Here is a 16,977-nt window from a genome sequence, read left to right as displayed (position 1 = left end):
TATGTATCACGTCGTCGCTTCCGATTTAGATGGCACGCTGCTGTCTCCCGACCATACCCTGTCGCCGTACGCCAAAGAAACGCTGAAGCTGCTGACCCAGCGCGGCGTGCATTTCGTGTTCGCCACCGGCCGCCACCATATCGACGTGGCGCAGATCCGCGACAGCCTGGAGATCAGCGCCTTTATGATCACCTCCAACGGCGCGCGGGTGCACAATACCGCCGGCGAGCTGATCTTCAGCCATAATCTGGACGGGGATATCGCCCGCGATCTGTACGGCATGCTGCACGACGATCCGGAGATCACCACCAACGTCTACCGTAACGATGACTGGTTCATCAACCGCGAGAGCCCGGAGCAGGAAGAGTTCTTCCAGGAATCTGTGTTCAAATATCAACTGTTCGAGCCGGGCCTGCTGGAAACCGACGGCGTCTGCAAGGTTTACTTCACCTGTGAAGACCATGAGCGGTTGCTGCAGGTGGAAGACGCCATCAACGCGCGCTGGGGCGATCGGGTCAACGTCAGCTTCTCGTTCCCGACCTGCCTGGAAGTGATGGCGGGCGGCGTGTCGAAAGGGCATGCACTGGAAGAAGTGGCCAAGATCATCGGCTATACGCTGCAAGAGTGCATCGCCTTCGGCGACGGCATGAACGATCTGGAGATGCTGTCGATGGCCGGCAAGGGCTGCATCATGCGCGACGCGCATCAGCGCCTGAAGGATATGCTGCCTGAGCTGGAGGTGATCGGCTCCAACGTCGACAACGCGGTGCCGCACTACCTGCGCAAAATGTTCCTCTGAAATAACAAGGGCGCCTTGCGGCGCCCTTGGCATTATTTGTGCTGGCCCTGCTTCTGCAGGAACTGCACGCCCTTGTCCGGGAAGTCGGTGAACACGCCGTCAACGCCGGCCTGGTTGTAAATCACGTCATACAGCTGATTCACGTCGGTCACGTACTTCGGCAGCGCATCGGCGCGAATGGTGAATGGATGCACCGCCAGCTTGCTGGCGTGCGCTTCTTTCACCATGTCGGTCAGCACGATGTGGCCCGGCTTGGATTTATCCGCTACCACCAGCATGTGGTAGTCCGGCCCGATGCCGTCGGCATACTGCGCGATTTTCTTCATCGCGCCCGGCTTGAACATCCAGTCGTAGTCGTATTCCACCCACTTGCCATCGGCTTTCTGCTCGTAGGTTTCCTGCCAGTCGTTATAGGCGATCAGCTGCACCAGCTTCAGATCCATGCCCAGCTTCGGCTCCAGCTCGTTCTTGATGCGTTTGAGCTCGTTGGCGTCGAAGCACTGCAGGTAGACGTTGTCGTTCTTGCCGGTGTAGCCGTACTGCTTGAGCACCGCCAGCACTTTGCTGGAGATGTCTTTGCCTTCCTGCTTATGGAACCACGGTGCCTTGATTTCAGGGTAGATGCCGATGTTTTTGCCGGTCGAGTGGTTCAGACCCTGCACGAACTCGATCTCTTCCTGGAAGGTGTGTACGCGGAAGTCGGATTTGCCCATCGGGAAGCGGCCAGGGTAGCCCTGCACCTTCTTGCCGTTTTCGATTTCAAAGCCTTCGGTGAACTTCAGCGATTTGATCTCCGCCAGCGTAAAGTCGATGGCGTAGTAGCGGCCGTCTTTACGCGCGCGATCCGGGAAGCGTTCGGCGACGTCGGTGACGCGATCGAGGTAGTGGTCGTGCAGCACCACCAGCTCGTTGTCTTTGGTCATCACCAGGTCTTGCTCGAGGTAATCGGCGCCCTGCGCATAGGCCATCGCCTTCGCCGGCAGGGTGTGTTCCGGCAGGTAGCCGCTGGCGCCGCGGTGGGCGATCACCACTTTGTCCGCCGCCTGCGCGGTGCTGACCATTGAGGTGGCGAGAATGATTCCTGTCAGCAGGGCTTTGACTTGAGTCCGCATTCCGTTTTCTCCGTGTTGTTGGGGGCAGGGTAGTAAAAAGGCCGCAGGGCGGCCTTTAAATCATGCAAAAGTCGTGTGACGGTTAGCCGCGCTTGCCGGCAGCAATTTCCGCGTGGTGTTTCTTCTCGTTCAGCATGGTCAGCAGCAGCAGGATAACCGCCAGCACGCCGCCGCCGATCATCACCATAAAGCCGCCGTCCCAACCGAAGAAGTCCACGGTGTAACCGACGATGGCGCTGGCCGCAACCGAGCCGCCCAGGTAGCCGAACAGGCCGGTGAAGCCTGCGGCGGTGCCGGCGGCTTTCTTCGGCGCCAGCTCCAGCGCATGCAGGCCGATCAGCATGACCGGGCCGTAGATCAGGAAGCCGATGACCAGCATACAGATCATGTCCACGGTCGGGTTGCCGGCCGGGTTCATCCAGAACACCACGGTGGCGATGGTCACCAGCGTCATGAAGAACACGCCGGTGGCGCCGCGGTTGCCTTTGAACACCTTGTCCGACATCCAGCCGCACAGCAGAGTGCCCGGAATACCGGCGTACTCATACAGGAAGTAGGCCCAGGAAGACTTGTCCAGCGCGAAGTGCTTCACTTCTTTCAGGTAGGTCGGCGACCAGTCCAGAATGCCGTAACGCAGCAGGTAGACGAACACGTTGGCGACCGCGATGTACCACAGCAGCTTGTTCGGCAGGATGTACTGCATGAAGATCTGCTTGGCGGTCAGCTCTTCTTCGTCTTTTTCGCTGTAGTCGTCCGGATAGTCGTTTTTGTACTCTTCAATCGGCGGCAGGCCGCAGGATTGCGGGGTGTCGCGCATCAGGGCGAAGGCGATCAGGGCCACCAGGATGGCGCCGAAGGCCGGCATGTACAGCGCCGCGTGCCAGTCATTGAACCAGGCCATACCCAGCAGGAACAGCAGCGGCGGCAGGCCGCCACCCACGTTGTGGGCGCAGTTCCAGATGGAAACGATGCCGCCGCGTTCTTTCTGCGACCACCAGTGCACCATGGTGCGGCCGCACGGCGGCCAACCCATGCCCTGGAACCAGCCGCACAGGAACAGCAGGACGAACATGATGGCGATGCTGGAGGTTGCCCACGGCACGAAGCCCATGAACAGCATTACCGCCGCCGCCAGGATCAGACCGGCTGGCAGGAATACCCGCGGGTTGGATCGGTCGGAGACCGAGCCCATGATGAATTTGGAGAAGCCGTAGGCGATGGAGATGCCCGACAGCGCGAAGCCGAGGTCACCGCGGCTGAAGCCTTGTTCGATCAGGTAAGGCATGGCCAGGGTGAAGTTCTTACGCACCAGATAGTAAGCGGCGTAACCGAAGAAGATCCCCAGGAAAATTTGCCAGCGCAGCTTACGGTAGAGCGGGTCTACCTTATCGCTCGGCACACGGGCGATGTGTGCGGCCGGCTTAAAAATACTCAACATGAGCGCCTCCGATGGCTTTATCTGTTATCACATCAATATGACCTTTTACGTTCATTTGATGATTGAGCGGATATCGAATGTGGTGTTTTTGTGTTCCATAACGAGCGCCATTGTCATCAAATACGCCTGGTGTCGCTGTGACGAATGGCGCAATTGTTACACTTTCATGAAACCACGGCGGATTTTGAGCGATTCGTTAACGTTATGAAATAGAAAAACGTCCAAAAATCGTGATTATGATCACATTGATGGTTTTTTGTGGACATTTTTATTTCGTTTCATGTTCGTTCTTGTTCCTTATCAAACAAAGACCCTAATAACCGTGGCTCAATAGGCTCATAACTACCGATCCTGAGGGAGCGAAATGAGCAGCTATTTTGACGGCGGCGAAACGGATGTGATCATCATCGGCGGCGGCGCCACCGGCGCAGGCATTGCCCGCGATTGTGCGCGGCGCGGCTTGCGCTGCATTTTGCTGGAGCGTCATGACATCGCCACCGGCGCCACCGGCCGCAACCACGGCTTGCTGCACAGCGGCGCGCGCTATGCGGTGACTGACGGCGAGTCGGCGCGCGAGTGCATCGAAGAGAACCGCATCCTGAAACGCATCGCGCATCACTGTATCGAGCGCACCGATGGGCTGTTCATCACCCTGCCGCAGGACTCGCTGGAGTATCAGCAACAGTTTATCGCCGCCTGTCGCCAGGCCGACATCGACGCCGAAGCGATCGACCCGCAGCTGGCGCTGCGGCTGGAGCCGGCGGCTAACCCCGCGCTGATCGGCGCGGTGCGCGTGCCGGACGGCACCGTCGATCCCTTCCGGCTGACCGCTGCCAACATGTTGGACGCGCGCGAACACGGCGCGCAGATCCTGACCTACCACCAGGTGGTGGGATTGTTGCGCAGCGGCGATCGGGTGACGGGCGTGCGCGTTTACGACCATCAGAGTCAGCGGCGCTATGAGCTGCACGCGCCGGTGGTGGTCAATGCCGCCGGCATCTGGGGCCAGCAGATCGCCGAATACGCCGATTTGCGCATCCGCATGTTCCCGGCCAAGGGGGCGCTGCTGATCCTCGGCCATCGCATCAACAACATGGTGATCAACCGCTGCCGCAAACCGGCGGACGCCGACATCCTGGTACCGGGCGACACCATCTCGCTGATCGGCACCACCTCGACCCATATCGACTACGACCAAATTGACAACATGCTGGTGACCCCGCAGGAGGTGGACATTCTGATCCGCGAAGGGGCGCTGCTGGCGCCCACTCTGGCGCAGACCCGCATTTTGCGCGCCTACGCCGGGGTGCGGCCGCTGGTGGCCAGCGACGACGATCCCAGCGGGCGCAACGTCAGCCGCGGCATCGTGCTGCTCGATCACGCCGCCCGCGACGGGCTGGAAGGGTTCATCACCATCACCGGCGGCAAGCTGATGACCTACCGTCTGATGGCGGAGTGGGCCACCGACAAGGTGTGCGAAAAGCTTGGGGTAAACAGCCCGTGCACCACCGCGCAGGACGCGTTGCCGGGATCCCGTCAGTCGGCGGAGGAAACGGTGCGCCGCGTAGTTTCTCTGCCCGCCAGCATTCGCGGTTCGGCGATTTACCGGCACGGCGATCGCGCCAGCCAGGTGCCGGCGGCCGATCGGCTCGACACCAGCCTGGTGTGCGAATGCGAGGCGGTGACCGCCGGGGAGGTGCGCTATGCGGTCAATTCGCTGACCGTCAATAACCTGGTGGATCTGCGCCGCCGCACCCGCGTCGGCATGGGCACCTGCCAGGGGGAACTCTGCGCCTGTCGCGCCGCCGGGCTGTTGACGCGCTTTAACGTCAGCACGCCGCAGCAGTCCATCGCGCAGCTGTCGCAGTTCCTCAACGAACGATGGAAAGGTGTTCGGCCGATCGCCTGGGGCGATGCGCTGCGCGAGAGCGAATTTACCAGCTGGGTTTATCAAGGGTTATGCGGGCTTGAGGCCCAGGCCGACAAGGGGCAGGAGGCGGATGATGCGATTTGACGTAGTGGTGATTGGCGGCGGCCTGGCGGGCCTGAGCTGCGCCATTGCCGTGGCCGAGCAGGGCAAGCGCTGCGCGGTGGTCAGTTCTGGCCAGAGCGCGCTCTACTTCTCCTCCGGTTCGCTCGATCTGTTGGCGAGATTGCCGGACGGCACGCCGGTCGAGATGCCGTTGGCGGCGTTGCCGCAGCTGGCGCAGCAGGCGCCGCAGCATCCGTATTCTCTGATTGGCCCCGGCCGGGTGGCGGCGCTGTCCGCCGCCGCGCAACGGCTGCTGGAACGCTGCGGGCTGAACCTGCAGGGTGAGGGGACCAAAAACCATCTGCGCATTACGCCGCTCGGCACGCGCCGCGCCACCTGGCTCAGCCCGCAGGCGATCCCGACGCTGCCGCTGACCGGCCAGTTGCCCTGGCGGCGCATCGCGGTGATCGGCATCGAAGGGTTCCTCGACTTCCAGCCGCAGATGGCTGCCGACTCCTTAAGCCGGGAGCTCGGCGTGCAGACGGACGTAGCCTATCTGCACGTGCCGGCGCTGGACCGATTGCGCAATAACCCCAGTGAGTTCCGCGCGGTGAACATCGCCCGGGTACTGGATTTGATGGAAAGCCTGCCGCCGATGGCCGAAGAGCTGCGGCGGCTGGCGGGTGAGGCCGAGGCGCTCTTCCTGCCGGCCTGTCTGGGCCTGGAGGATGATGCGTCGCTGGCGGTGCTGCAGGATGCGGTCGGCAAGCCGATCCGACTGCTGCCGACGTTGCCGCCTTCGGTGCCCGGCATGCGCTTGCATCAGGCGCTGCGGCGGCGTCTCCAGCAGCTGGGTGGCGTTTTCATGCCGGGTGACAGCGTAGTGCGCGCCGAGTGCGAAGCCGGCTGCGTCACCGGCCTGTACACCCGCAACCATGGCGATATTCCGCTGCGGGCGCAGCAGGTGGTGCTGGCCAGCGGCAGCTTCTTCAGCAACGGGTTGGTAGCGGAGTTCGACCGGGTGCGTGAGCCTATCTTCGGGCTGGACGTGCACAGCCGCGCGGATCGTGCCGACTGGAGCCAACGCGAACTGTTCGCGCCGCAGCCTTATCTGCAGTTCGGCGTGCGCACCGACGGCAGGCTGCGGGCGATGAAACAGGGGATGCCGTTCGACAATCTGTATGCCATCGGCGCGGTCGCCGGCGGTTACGATCCGCTGCAGCAGGGCTGCGGCGCCGGCGTGTCATTGATCGGGGCGCTGCACGTCGCGCAGCAGATCGCCGCGGAGGAGAACGCATGAGCCTGCATCAGGACCACAGCTTTGAAAGCTGCATCAAATGCACCGTTTGCACCACCTACTGCCCGGTCGCCAAAGTTAACCCGCTCTACCCGGGGCCGAAACAGGCGGGGCCGGACGGCGAACGGCTGCGGCTGAAAGACCCGGCGCTGTATGACGAAGCGCTGAAATACTGCACCAACTGCAAGCGCTGCGAAGTGGCCTGCCCATCGGACGTCAAAATCGGCGACATCATTCAACGCGCCCGTGCCGACTTCGCCCAGAGCAAACCGACGCTGCGCGACGCCATCCTTAGCCATACCGACATCATGGGATCGCTGTCGACGCCGTTTGCGCCGATCGTCAACGCCGCCACCGGGCTGAAACCGGTGCGCAAGCTGTTGGACAAGGCGCTGAAGATCGATCATCGTCGCGAACTGCCGAAGTATTCGTTCGGCACCTTCCGCCGCTGGTACCGGCAACAGGCGCAGGCCCAGCAGCGTTACGCCGAGCAGGTGGCGTTCTTCCACGGCTGCTTCGTCAACTACAACCACCCGCAGCTGGGCAAGGATTTGATCCGAGTGTTCAACGCGCTGGATATCGGCGTACAGTTGCTGAAGCGCGAGAAATGCTGCGGCGTGCCGCTGATCGCCAACGGGTTTATCGAGCAGGCGAAAAAGCAGGCCAGAGTCAACGCCGAATCGCTGCAGGAAACGGTGCTGGAGCGCGGTATTCCGGTGGTGGCGACCTCATCAAGCTGCACCTTCACTCTGCGTGACGAATACCCCCATTTGCTGGATGTGGACACCACCCCGGTGCGCGATCGGGTAGAGCTGGCGACGCGCTATCTCTATCGTCTGATCAATCAGGGGCGCAGCCTGCCGCTGCAGCACACGCCGCTGCGGGTGGCTTACCACACGCCTTGCCATATGGAGAAAATGGGCTGGACCGCCTACACCCTGGAGTTGTTGCGCCAGATACCTGGGCTGGAGCTGGTGGTGCTGGATTCGCAGTGCTGCGGCATCGCCGGCACCTACGGGTTCAAGTCGGAGAACTATGCCACGTCGCAAGGCATCGGCGCGCCGCTGTTCCGGCAGATAGAAGAGAGCGGGGTGGATCTGGTGGTGACCGATTGCGAGACCTGCAAGTGGCAGATCGAAATGTCCACCAGCAAGCGCTGCGAGCATCCGATCACCCTGCTGGCGCAGGCGCTGGCCTAACGTTCAAGGGCCGGCAAGCCGGCCCCGTAGGATTACTGCTTCAGCTTCAGGGTGGAGATGATGCTTTCGGCTTCGGTCTGCGCCTGCTGCTGGTTGTCTGCCGGCAACGTCACCTGAATGGTCAGCATATTGTTGTTCAGCGAGCCGATCAGGATAGAAGAGTAAGCCTTTTCGCCGCCGCTGGTGATGATGCTGTCCAGCTGACGCAGCGGCACGCCGTTGACGTCGATGGCTTTGTTGGTGATCACCTGCAGGTTGGCGTCACGCGCGCGCTGGGTGTTTTCCAGGCGCTTGGCCAGCGTTTCCAGGCTGTCGGCGGTCTTGTCGCCGAGGATCACAATCACTGCGCGCTGGCCGGTGGTGTCAGCGTAAACGTGCATGTTGTTGGCCTGGTTACCCAGTTTGCCGCTCTGATCCGCCATGCCGGCCGGCAGGGTGAACGCCAGGTTGCCGTTTAACAGGCTGACCTGCTGCCCCGCTGAGGCGCTGGCCGCCGTACCGTCCGTTGCCGCCTTGGTGTCTTTGGTGTCGCCGTCGCAGGCCGCGAGGCCAAGCGCCAGCAGGCTGATACCCATCAATTTCGCTACTTTACGCATCGGGCTTCCTTCTTCCTTTCCGGTAGGGATTTACTGTCGTATCGCAACCTATTCCAGGTTGAAATGCAAGGCAGATGTTGTCACAAGTTTTTTTCCAGTAATAGCCGATAATCAGCCACTTCGCCTTTCTTTTCCAGCTGAACAATCTGATAGTGGTGAGTGAGCAGCATCGTTAGCATGGCGGGAAATCGATTACGGGTTTTGACCGTCAGTTGGCGATAGCCCTGCGCCCGAGCCCAGCGTTCTTGTTCGGCCAGCAGCGCCTGCGCGACGCCATGGCGACGAAACGCCGGCAGCACGCCGCCCAGCCAGCTGTAAAACACCGTCTCCTGCCGTTGATAACCGAGTTTGAAGCCGGCCGGTTGGCCGTCGATCTCGGCGAGCAGCAGGCTGGCGGGGGCGGCGCCGATGCGCTGTTGCAGATCGGCCAGGCTATGCAGGCCGCCGAATTCGGGGATGCGTTGATACAGACGGTGGATTTCTTCGAGCGTGGCGGTGCGGGTGAGCGGAGTCATCGGCGGCCTCCAGAGGATAGGGCCGCCCAGCATAGCACGGTTCAGCCTGGCTGCAGGTCGCCGCTGCGCGCCGCGATGCGTTTGAGCAGCATGTTCAGCAGTACGCCGTACATCGGCAGGAAGAACAGCAGGCAGATCATGACCTTGAAGCTGTAATCCACCAGCGCGATCTCCACCCAGTTGTTGGCCATGAAGGGATCGCTGCTCTTGTAGAAGGCGATGAAGAAGAACGCCAGCGTATCGCTGATGTTGCCGAAGAACATCGCCGCCGCCGGCGCCACCCACCAGGCACTGCGCTGACGCAGGCGGTTGAAGACGTGCACGTCGAGGATCTGGCCGAGCACATAGGCCATAAAGCTGGCCACGGCGATGCGCGCCACGAACAGGTTAAAGCTGCTCAGTGCGGCAAACCCTTGCCACTCTCCCTGATAGGTGACGGTGGAGATCACGTAGGAGATGAACAGTGCCGGCACCATCACCGCCAGGATAATGCGCCGCGCCAATGGCGCGCCGAAGATGCGCACGGTCAGATCGGTCGCCAGGAAGATGAATGGGAAGGTAAAAGCGCCCCAGGTGGTATGAAAGCCGAAAACGGTGATCGGCAGCTGCACCAGGTAGTTGCTGGAGGTAATGATGGCGATATGAAACAGCGAAAGCCAGACCAACGCCGTGAAGCGCTGCTGTGCGGTAAACGAATACATGTTGTAGCCTTTTTAGCAGTGGGGTGAGGGAACCCAGTGTGTCTTGTTAAAACAGCGAAAAACGCTGCGCGGCGGCATGATACGCGTTTGCGCAACCAATGCAATGGTTAAATTTAACGCAAACGTTAACGCATCTTGCGCAGAAAAACTACCGGCGTAAACTAGGCGCTAATGAGATGCGGCGAGCGTTCGCCGATCGTTTTTGAACGAGAAAAATTGCATGACTGACTTATTTGCCCAGGCGGACCAGACGCTCGACGCGCTGGGGCTGCGCTGTCCGGAACCGGTGATGATGGTGCGTAAAACCGTGCGCCATATGGACAACGGCGAAACGCTGCTGATTATTGCCGACGATCCGGCCACCACCCGCGATATCCCGGGGTTCTGCCGCTTTATGGAACACACGCTGGTGGCGCAGGAGACCGAACAGGTGCCATACCGTTATCTGCTGCGTAAAGGCGTATAACGGCGGCACGGTCGTGTTGATGAAAGAAAAGTCCCTTTCCCCGAAATGACAACGGGCGCGGTATGCCGCGCCCGTGTTTGTTTCCGAACTTAGCTGCGCTTTCTCAATAGCCGCAGCGCGTTGGCGGTGACCAGCGCGGTGGCGCCGGAGTCCGCCAGCACTGCCAGCCACAGCCCGGTCAATCCCAACAGGCTGGTGATCAGGAAGACCCCTTTTAACCCCAGCGCGATGGTGATGTTTTGCCGGATGTTGGCGTGGGTGGCGCGCGAGATGCGAATCATCTCCGCAACGCCCAGCAGCCGGTTGTGGGTCAGGGCGGCGTCGGCGGTTTCCAGCGCCACGTCGGTGCCGCTGCCCATGGCGATGCCGATGCTGGAGGCTTTCATCGCCGGGGCGTCGTTGATGCCGTCGCCGATCATCGCCGTTGGGCGCAGTTCGCTCAGCTCGGTGACCGCTTTGACCTTATCTTCCGGCAGCAGACCGGCGCGATAGTCGAGACCCAGTTCGCCGGCGATCGCCGCGGCGGCGCGCGGGTTGTCACCGGTCAGCATCACGCCGCGAATACCCAGCGCGTTCAGTTCGGCGATCGCCTGTTTGGCGTCGCCGCGCAGCGTATCGCGCAGCGCCAGCAAACCGATAGGCGCGCCGTCTTCCAGCACCACCACCGCCGTTTTACCGGCGTTTTCCAGCTTGTCCACCTGGCTCTGCCATTGGGCGTCGAGCAGGCCTGACACCAGCTTGCCCGGCGCGCTGATCAGCACGGTCTTGCCGTCCACGATGCCTTCCACACCGATGCCGGCCAGGGCGCGGCGCGCCTGCGCCAGCGGCAGCTCAGCTCCGCTCTCGGCGGCGCGGTTGATGATCGCCTGCGCCAGCGGGTGATGCGAGCCGGCTTCCACCGCGGCGGCAAGCTGCAACAGCCGTTGTTCGCTGAGGGCGCCGATCGGCAGCACGTCGGTGACCGTCGGCTTGCCCTCGGTCAGGGTACCGGTTTTATCGAAGGCGATAGTTTGCACCTGCCCCAGCTGTTCCAGCGCTGCGCCGCCTTTAATCAGCGCGCCGCGCCGCGTGGCGGCCGCCAGTCCGGAGGTAATGGCCGCCGGGGTCGAGATCACCAGCGCGCATGGACAGCCGATCAACAGCAGCGTCAGGCCGCGATAGATCCAGGTATCCCACGGCTGAGAGAACAGCAGCGGCGGCAACAGGATCACCGCGACCGCCAGCAGCATAATGGCCGGGGTGTAATAACGGCTGAACCGATCGAGGAAGCGTTCGATCGGCGCACGGCGCTCTTCGGCCTCTTCAATCAACTGCAGAATACGGTCGATGGCATTTTTGCCGGGCTCGGAGATCACCTTCATCTGCGCCGCCTGATCGACGGACAGGCTGCCGGCGGCCACTTTCTCACCCTGTTGGCGTTCGACCGGCACCGATTCGCCGGTCAGGGCACTTTCGTCGAAGCTGGCGAACGGATTGAGCAGCTCGGCGTCGGCCGGCAGGCGTGCGCCGGGGGCGATTTCAATCACATCACCAGGCCGCAGGCTGGCGACCGGCACGCGTTTACGTTCGGTGCCTTGCAGCAGCAGCGCATCTTCCGGCACCAGCTCCATCAGCGCCGTCACCCCGCGCCGCGCGCGGTTGGCGGCGTAGGATTCCAGCAGTTCACCAACCATAAACAGCAGCAGCACCATCGCCGCCTCGGCGGTGGCGCCGATGAACAGCGCGCCGATGGCCGCCACGCTCATCAGCGTTTCGATGGCGAACGGCGTGCCGGAACGGATCAGGCGCACTGCCTTGGCGGCAACCGGCGCCAACCCGACCAGCGTGGTGGCGATAAAGGCGATGCGGCCCAGCTCCGGGTTAACCCGATCCAGCACCCAACTGACGACCATCAAGGTGGTCAACAGCAGCAGCGGCGCGAATTCGCCGAAGCGCGAGGTTTTTTCCGCGGCGCCTTTGGCGGTCTGCGCGCCGAGCAGGGTAAAGCCGGCCTGGGCGACCGCGTCCTGGATCCGCAGGCTGATGTCGGACTGCGCGTCTACCACCAATTTCTCGGTGGCGAACAGCACCCGCGCGCTGTCGACGCCAGGGATGGCGGTGACGGCATTCTCAATTTTCTTGGCGCAGCTGGGGCAGTCCATACCGGTGACTTTCCAGCTGAAACGTTGGCTGCCGGAAGGGGGAGCGGCGGCCAGCCTGTCGCTTTCCTCGTCCGGATCGTCGGGCGCGGCGGTGCAGCAGCCGCTATCGCCATGATCGTGATGGTGGTGAGCGTGTTCGGTCTGTGCGGCGGCGTTTTTCGGCTCGCTGCTGCAGCCGTGCTGCGTTTTGCTGTGGCTGTGGTTGCAGCCGCACCCGCCTTCGGCGTGGTGATGTTCCTGATGATTATGATTTTGCTGATTGAGCATAACGTCCCCCTTCGGGCTGTTAACCGGGTTTGCTTGTCTGACTCTACACCCTGGAGTCCACTCCAGAGTCAAGCGATGGATGAGAATTATTGCTAACGGCGCTCAGGCGCATGCAGGAATATTCATTCAATAATGAATAATGCGAATTTCAATCTATTGGCTTTCCTTATTACCTATTTCGATAAAGCGGCTCGCCGCCGTTAGTTTAAATAAGAAAATAATATTCCTATAGAAACTAAAAAGTCGCCCGACCTAATAATAAAGAGTTATTAATCTATGACGCTTTAGCAAAATTTACCTTTTTGTGATGTGGCAGCCAGCATTATTCGCTTGTGTCTGCAGGCCGCATTTCTATTGAAGTTTGGTGCCAACTTATCGGTGTTGAGTTTCATTTGTTTTGTAAAGATAGCGATAAAGTAGCATAACAATCTTTCGTTGAGTCAATAAATGGTTGATTATTTTATGTTCAGTTTTGCGACCCTGCCTATAATTGGAATCGATTACCATTTTTAGTGGTGATCTTATTTGCTGATATATATGCATTAATTCTACCTAACACACTGCCGGCAACGGCGCATAAGCCCCTTCCAGCAAGCTTAAGGTTCATTAACCGTGGCTTACGGGGAGGTTATGTCTATCTGTCTGATTGATATCAATCAGGTAATGAGTGGAATCGAACCAATGCAATCTACTAAAAAGGCAATTGAAATTACTGAGTCCAACTTCGCGGCCGCCAAAACCGGCTACGATGCTGTAGCCGACCTGCTGCATTATCATGAGCGTGGCAACGGGATTCAGATTAATGGCAAGGATTCATTTTCTAACGAGCAAGCTGGGCTGTTTATTACCCGTGAGAACCAAACCTGGAACGGTTACAAGGTATTTGGCCAACCGGCCAAATTAACCTTCTCCTTCCCGGACTATAAGTTCTCTGCCACCAACGTCGCCGGCGACACCGGGCTGAGCAAGTTCAGCGCGGAACAGCAGCAGCAGGCTAAGCTGTCGCTGCAGTCCTGGGCCGACGTTGCCAATATCACCTTCACCGAAGTGGCGGCCGGGCAAAAGGCCAACATCACCTTCGGCAACTACAGCCAGGATCGCCCTGGCCACTATGATTACGGCACCCAGGCCTACGCCTTCCTGCCGAACACCATTTGGCAGGGCCAGGATCTGGGCGGCCAGACCTGGTACAACGTCAACCAGTCCAACGTGAAGCATCCGGCGACCGAAGACTACGGCCGCCAGACGTTCACCCATGAGATTGGCCATGCGCTGGGTCTGAGCCATCCGGGCGATTACAACGCCGGTGAAGGCAACCCGACCTACCGTGACGCCAGCTATGCGGAAGACACCCGTCAGTTCAGCCTGATGAGCTACTGGAGTGAAACCAACACCGGCGGCGATAACGGCGGTCACTACGCCGCCGCTCCGCTGCTGGACGACATTGCCGCCATTCAACACCTGTATGGCGCTAACCTGTCGACCCGCACCGGTGACACCGTGTATGGCTTCAACTCCAACACCGGTCGTGACTTCCTCAGCACCACCAGCAACTCGCAGAAACTGATCTTTGCGGTCTGGGATGCGGGCGGCAACGATACCTTCGACTTCTCCGGTTACACCGCTAACCAGCGTATTAACCTGAATGAGAAATCGTTCTCCGACGTGGGCGGTTTGAAGGGCAACGTGTCGATCGCCGCCGGTGTAACCATCGAAAACGCCATTGGCGGTTCCGGTAACGACGTGATCGTCGGCAACGCGGCCAACAACGTGCTGAAAGGCGGCGCGGGCAATGACGTGCTGTTCGGCGGCGGCGGGGCGGATGAGCTGTGGGGCGGTTCCGGTCAGGATACCTTCGTCTACACTGCCGCCAGCGAGTCCGCACCGGGCGCCTCCGACTGGATCCGCGACTTCCAGAAAGGGATCGACAAAATTGACCTGTCGTTCTTCAACAAAGAAGCGAATAGCAGTGATTTCATCCACTTCGTCGATCACTTCAGCGGCGCAGCCGGTGAGGCGCTGCTCAGCTACAACGCGTCCAACAACGTGACCGATCTGGCGGTGAACATCGGCGGCCATCAGGCGCCGGACTTCCTGGTGAAAATTGTCGGCCAGGTAGACGTTGCCACCGACTTTATCGTGTAACACAGCAACGAAACGCCCGGCGCTGTCTCGGCCGGGCGTCATGCGGGAGCCCGGAATGAAAGGTAATCTAACGCGCACCGCTCTGGCGGCGGGAGGCATGATGGTGACGAGTGCGGTAATGGCCGGCAGTTTGGCGCTGCCGACCGCGCAGTCGCTGGCGGGGCAATGGCAGGTTGCCGACAGTGAACGGCAATGCCAAATCGAGTTTCTGGCCAGTGAGCAAAGTGAGACCAACGGCTATCAGCTGGTGGATCGGCAACGTTGTCTGCAAAGCGTGTTTGCGACCGAAGTGGCGGGCTGGCGCCCGGCGCCGGACGGCATCGCGTTGCTGAGGGAGGATGGCAGCACGCTGGCGTTCTTCTCGCGCGACGGCGATCTGTATCGCAACCAGCTGGGCGCTGATGATGCCCTGACGTTGAAAGCGCTGGCGTAATATGAAGAAACGGGTTCGGCGCGCCGAACCCGCGGCAGGTATTTACAGGTAGAGCGAGCGCACGATCAGGAAGTGGCCGGAGAAGTAGCAGAAGGCTACGATGGCGTCCGCCGCGCGGAAGGTAAAGCGGTAGCGGTTGATCAGCCAAACTACGTTGGCCAGCAGCAGCAGTGAGGTGCCGGTCAGCAGCGAAAAACCGAAATCGGTGCTGCGCAGGAGGTATTGCTCGCCTGCCAGCCAGACCATCAGCAGCGTCATCGCCACGTAGGTGACGATCGGCCAGCGCATCTCTTCCAGCCGGGTCCAGACGGTGGCCAGCAGCAGTGCGCCGATCGCCAGCAACGCCAGCGGCAGCGGCCAGAACAGGCTGAACGTCATCTGGCTGGCGAAACTCAGGGTATACAGCAGGTGGGACAGGAAAAAGGCGCCGATGGCGTACAGCACCCGTTCGCGCGGCAACAGGAGCAATGCGTCGCCGATCAGCGTCGCCAGCAGGCCGAGTACAATCAGATAGCCCGCAGCGCTGAGCACCGGCGCCTGCCAGGCCAACAGCAACAGCAGCAGCAGCGTGACGGGTTTGAACACCCAGCGCTGCCAGCGCGGCCCACGGTAAGAGGCGTCGACGAACAGCCAACCGGAAAAGAATACGGCAAGGAACGGCCAACTCATTTATGTCTTCCTTATGTATGAGGGAGCCGCAACAACCGGCTCCAAACTGTCACCAATGTCACTTCTTCATTTCAGTGTAGGTAGCCTGCCGGCGATCGACAATGCTTTCTTGCGTACGGGCGGCGGCCGGTCTGTTTGGCAGTTTCTCTTGTGAGTAGCATTCTGGCAAGGGGGAGTATGCGCTATCGCATTTTGAATGCGGTGCTAAAAAAAAGCGAGGAGGTATTCCCTCCTCGTTTTACTATCGATATCGGTGGTACGGCATTATTTTTTCGTGGCAATTTTTGCGATGACTTTTCCAAAATCCGCCTGCTGATGTTTTCTTTTCAGAATGGTACAGGTTCTATCAACGCCACCGGATTTAATTTTCAGCTTAAATGATTGAGGCTTGTCTTGTATCAGCGTGACGTCACTTATTGGCATGATAAACGTTTCGGCATATAGCGCCGGGGTGATGATCAAATTATCTTGTGAGACGCCGATCATAATGCGGTTTTCCAAGCGGAATGAATTGATCAATGCCACCACTCCGGCGACGACCACCACCCAACCGACGTTGATACCGAGCAGGGCGATAACGATGCCGAGGACGATACATAATATCCCGGATAATGAAAATTGCTTCACATTGAATCCCAGGCTGACATCAAGCGGAGGGTAAGCGCTGGCGTTGAAGAGCGTCAACCCCCGGTTGTAACGCCATTCATAACTGAACAGATAGCCGATGAAGAAGATCATGCTCAGTGGCAACATCATGACGGTGGCGATGAAGGCGAGCACACGGCCCGTTTTCGGCGCTTTAGATAAAAGCAACAGGCTGATAACCTGCATAGGTATTGATATTGCAAATATAATAAGAACTATTTTAATGAAATCTTCAAGGAGCAGCTCTTCATAGCTGCTTAATGCGCCATTCTGAGATAAATAAAACTGGGTGATTGCAGCCAGAATGATATTGATCGCCAGGCCTGTCCAAGCTAATTTGCTTATTTTTACCATGTCAAATCCGTTTGATTAAGATCGATTGTTTAGCAGGTCTTTATGTTGCCATTCAGAATTAGAGGGGTGCTAATATATTTCCGGATTTAGGCTAGCATAATAATTAACCATTTCCAAACAGAGAAACGTTGTGAACATCTATAATAGATTGGCGGAGCAAGTTCTTACAGCTTTGTCCCCCTTCGGGAGAGCATAGAGTTTCACGTCAGGTTGTGCAGGTGTGCTATG

15 protein-coding genes are annotated in these 16,977 nt (G+C 59.6%); 7 read left to right on the top strand and 8 right to left on the bottom strand.

Features of this window, described 5'->3' with window-relative positions; genetic code table 11:
* Position 1: 1 nt before the first annotated feature.
* Positions 2 to 799 carry a sugar/pyridoxal phosphate phosphatase YigL gene (gene yigL, locus AAIE04_RS07235; protein ID WP_019452532.1) on the top strand — a complete coding sequence of 266 codons (798 nt, stop codon included), beginning with the start codon at positions 2 to 4 and terminating at the stop codon, positions 797 to 799.
* Between the two features lie 32 nt (positions 800 to 831).
* On the opposite strand, the gene glpQ is transcribed toward yigL, so the two are convergent.
* Positions 832 to 1,911, bottom strand: coding sequence for a glycerophosphodiester phosphodiesterase (gene glpQ, locus AAIE04_RS07230; protein WP_498576725.1), 1,080 nt, complete (start codon positions 1,909 to 1,911; stop codon positions 832 to 834).
* An 82-nt stretch (positions 1,912 to 1,993) separates the two neighbouring features.
* Complete coding sequence (gene glpT / locus AAIE04_RS07225; protein ID WP_004934295.1) at positions 1,994 to 3,349, bottom strand: glycerol-3-phosphate transporter; 1,356 nt, start codon at positions 3,347 to 3,349, stop codon at positions 1,994 to 1,996.
* A gap of 364 nt (positions 3,350 to 3,713) precedes the next feature.
* On the opposite strand from glpT, the gene glpA reads away from it, so the two are divergent.
* The 3 genes from glpA to glpC are packed head-to-tail and all read left to right on the top strand — an operon-like array spanning position 3,714 to position 7,817.
* Entirely contained in the window at positions 3,714 to 5,363 is a 1,650-nt protein-coding gene (gene glpA, locus AAIE04_RS07220; RefSeq protein ID WP_019452530.1) for an anaerobic glycerol-3-phosphate dehydrogenase subunit A, read from the top strand.
* Positions 5,353 to 6,621, top strand: a complete 1,269-nt coding sequence (gene glpB / locus AAIE04_RS07215; RefSeq protein WP_019452529.1) for a glycerol-3-phosphate dehydrogenase subunit GlpB — start codon at positions 5,353 to 5,355, stop codon at positions 6,619 to 6,621. The genes glpA and glpB overlap by 11 nt, the downstream gene beginning before the upstream one ends.
* The gene (glpC, locus tag AAIE04_RS07210) at positions 6,618 to 7,817 is read left to right on the top strand and encodes an anaerobic glycerol-3-phosphate dehydrogenase subunit GlpC (protein WP_019452528.1); all 1,200 of its coding nucleotides are present in this window, start codon (positions 6,618 to 6,620) and stop codon (positions 7,815 to 7,817) included. Before glpB ends, glpC begins: the two co-directional genes overlap by 4 nt.
* A 32-nt stretch (positions 7,818 to 7,849) precedes the next feature.
* On the opposite strand, the gene AAIE04_RS07205 is transcribed toward glpC, so the two are convergent.
* The 3 genes from AAIE04_RS07205 to AAIE04_RS07195 all read right to left on the bottom strand — a co-directional run bounded on the left by AAIE04_RS07205 (position 7,850) and on the right by AAIE04_RS07195 (position 9,629).
* Complete coding sequence (locus AAIE04_RS07205) at positions 7,850 to 8,413, bottom strand: DcrB family lipoprotein (protein WP_198636720.1); 564 nt, start codon at positions 8,411 to 8,413, stop codon at positions 7,850 to 7,852.
* An 80-nt stretch (positions 8,414 to 8,493) separates the two neighbouring features.
* Positions 8,494 to 8,928 (bottom strand): GNAT family N-acetyltransferase, encoded by a 435-nt coding sequence (locus AAIE04_RS07200; protein ID WP_498576724.1) that lies wholly within the window; start codon positions 8,926 to 8,928, stop codon positions 8,494 to 8,496.
* Between the two features lie 41 nt (positions 8,929 to 8,969).
* Positions 8,970 to 9,629, bottom strand: a complete 660-nt coding sequence (locus tag AAIE04_RS07195) for a 7-cyano-7-deazaguanine/7-aminomethyl-7-deazaguanine transporter (protein WP_063918197.1) — start codon at positions 9,627 to 9,629, stop codon at positions 8,970 to 8,972.
* Between the two features lie 220 nt (positions 9,630 to 9,849).
* Here AAIE04_RS07195 and tusA point away from each other — a divergent pair, with 220 nt between their 5' ends.
* Positions 9,850 to 10,095 (top strand): sulfurtransferase TusA, encoded by a 246-nt coding sequence (tusA, locus tag AAIE04_RS07190; protein WP_004934314.1) that lies wholly within the window; start codon positions 9,850 to 9,852, stop codon positions 10,093 to 10,095.
* 89 nt (positions 10,096 to 10,184) lie between these two features.
* Here the strand turns inward: tusA and AAIE04_RS07185 are convergent, their stop codons facing one another.
* The gene (locus AAIE04_RS07185; protein WP_498576723.1) at positions 10,185 to 12,503 is read right to left on the bottom strand and encodes a zinc/cadmium/mercury/lead-transporting ATPase; all 2,319 of its coding nucleotides are present in this window, start codon (positions 12,501 to 12,503) and stop codon (positions 10,185 to 10,187) included.
* A gap of 681 nt (positions 12,504 to 13,184) precedes the next feature.
* Between AAIE04_RS07185 and AAIE04_RS07180 the strand changes: the two genes are divergently transcribed.
* Together AAIE04_RS07180 and AAIE04_RS07175 are read left to right on the top strand one after the other, a co-directional pair.
* Entirely contained in the window at positions 13,185 to 14,648 is a 1,464-nt protein-coding gene (locus AAIE04_RS07180) for a serralysin family metalloprotease (RefSeq protein ID WP_019452520.1), read from the top strand.
* A 55-nt stretch (positions 14,649 to 14,703) separates the two neighbouring features.
* Positions 14,704 to 15,081: an AprI/Inh family metalloprotease inhibitor gene (locus AAIE04_RS07175; protein WP_025160390.1), complete on the top strand. Its 378-nt coding sequence runs from the start codon at positions 14,704 to 14,706 to the stop codon at positions 15,079 to 15,081.
* Positions 15,082 to 15,123: 42 nt separating this feature from the next.
* Here AAIE04_RS07175 and AAIE04_RS07170 read toward each other — a convergent pair whose 3' ends face one another.
* Both AAIE04_RS07170 and AAIE04_RS07165 read right to left on the bottom strand, forming a co-directional pair.
* On the bottom strand, positions 15,124 to 15,750 hold the full coding sequence (locus AAIE04_RS07170; protein ID WP_498576722.1) for a lysoplasmalogenase: 627 nt from the start codon (positions 15,748 to 15,750) through the stop codon (positions 15,124 to 15,126).
* 264 nt (positions 15,751 to 16,014) lie between these two features.
* Positions 16,015 to 16,749 carry a hypothetical protein gene (locus AAIE04_RS07165; protein WP_498576721.1) on the bottom strand — a complete coding sequence of 245 codons (735 nt, stop codon included), beginning with the start codon at positions 16,747 to 16,749 and terminating at the stop codon, positions 16,015 to 16,017.
* Positions 16,750 to 16,977 lie beyond the last annotated feature (228 nt).

The organism is Serratia sp. Ae19-1 (genome assembly GCF_059801225.1).
The sequence above is the reverse complement of the archived record's forward strand: the minus strand, read 5'-3'. Positions and strand labels throughout refer to the sequence as shown.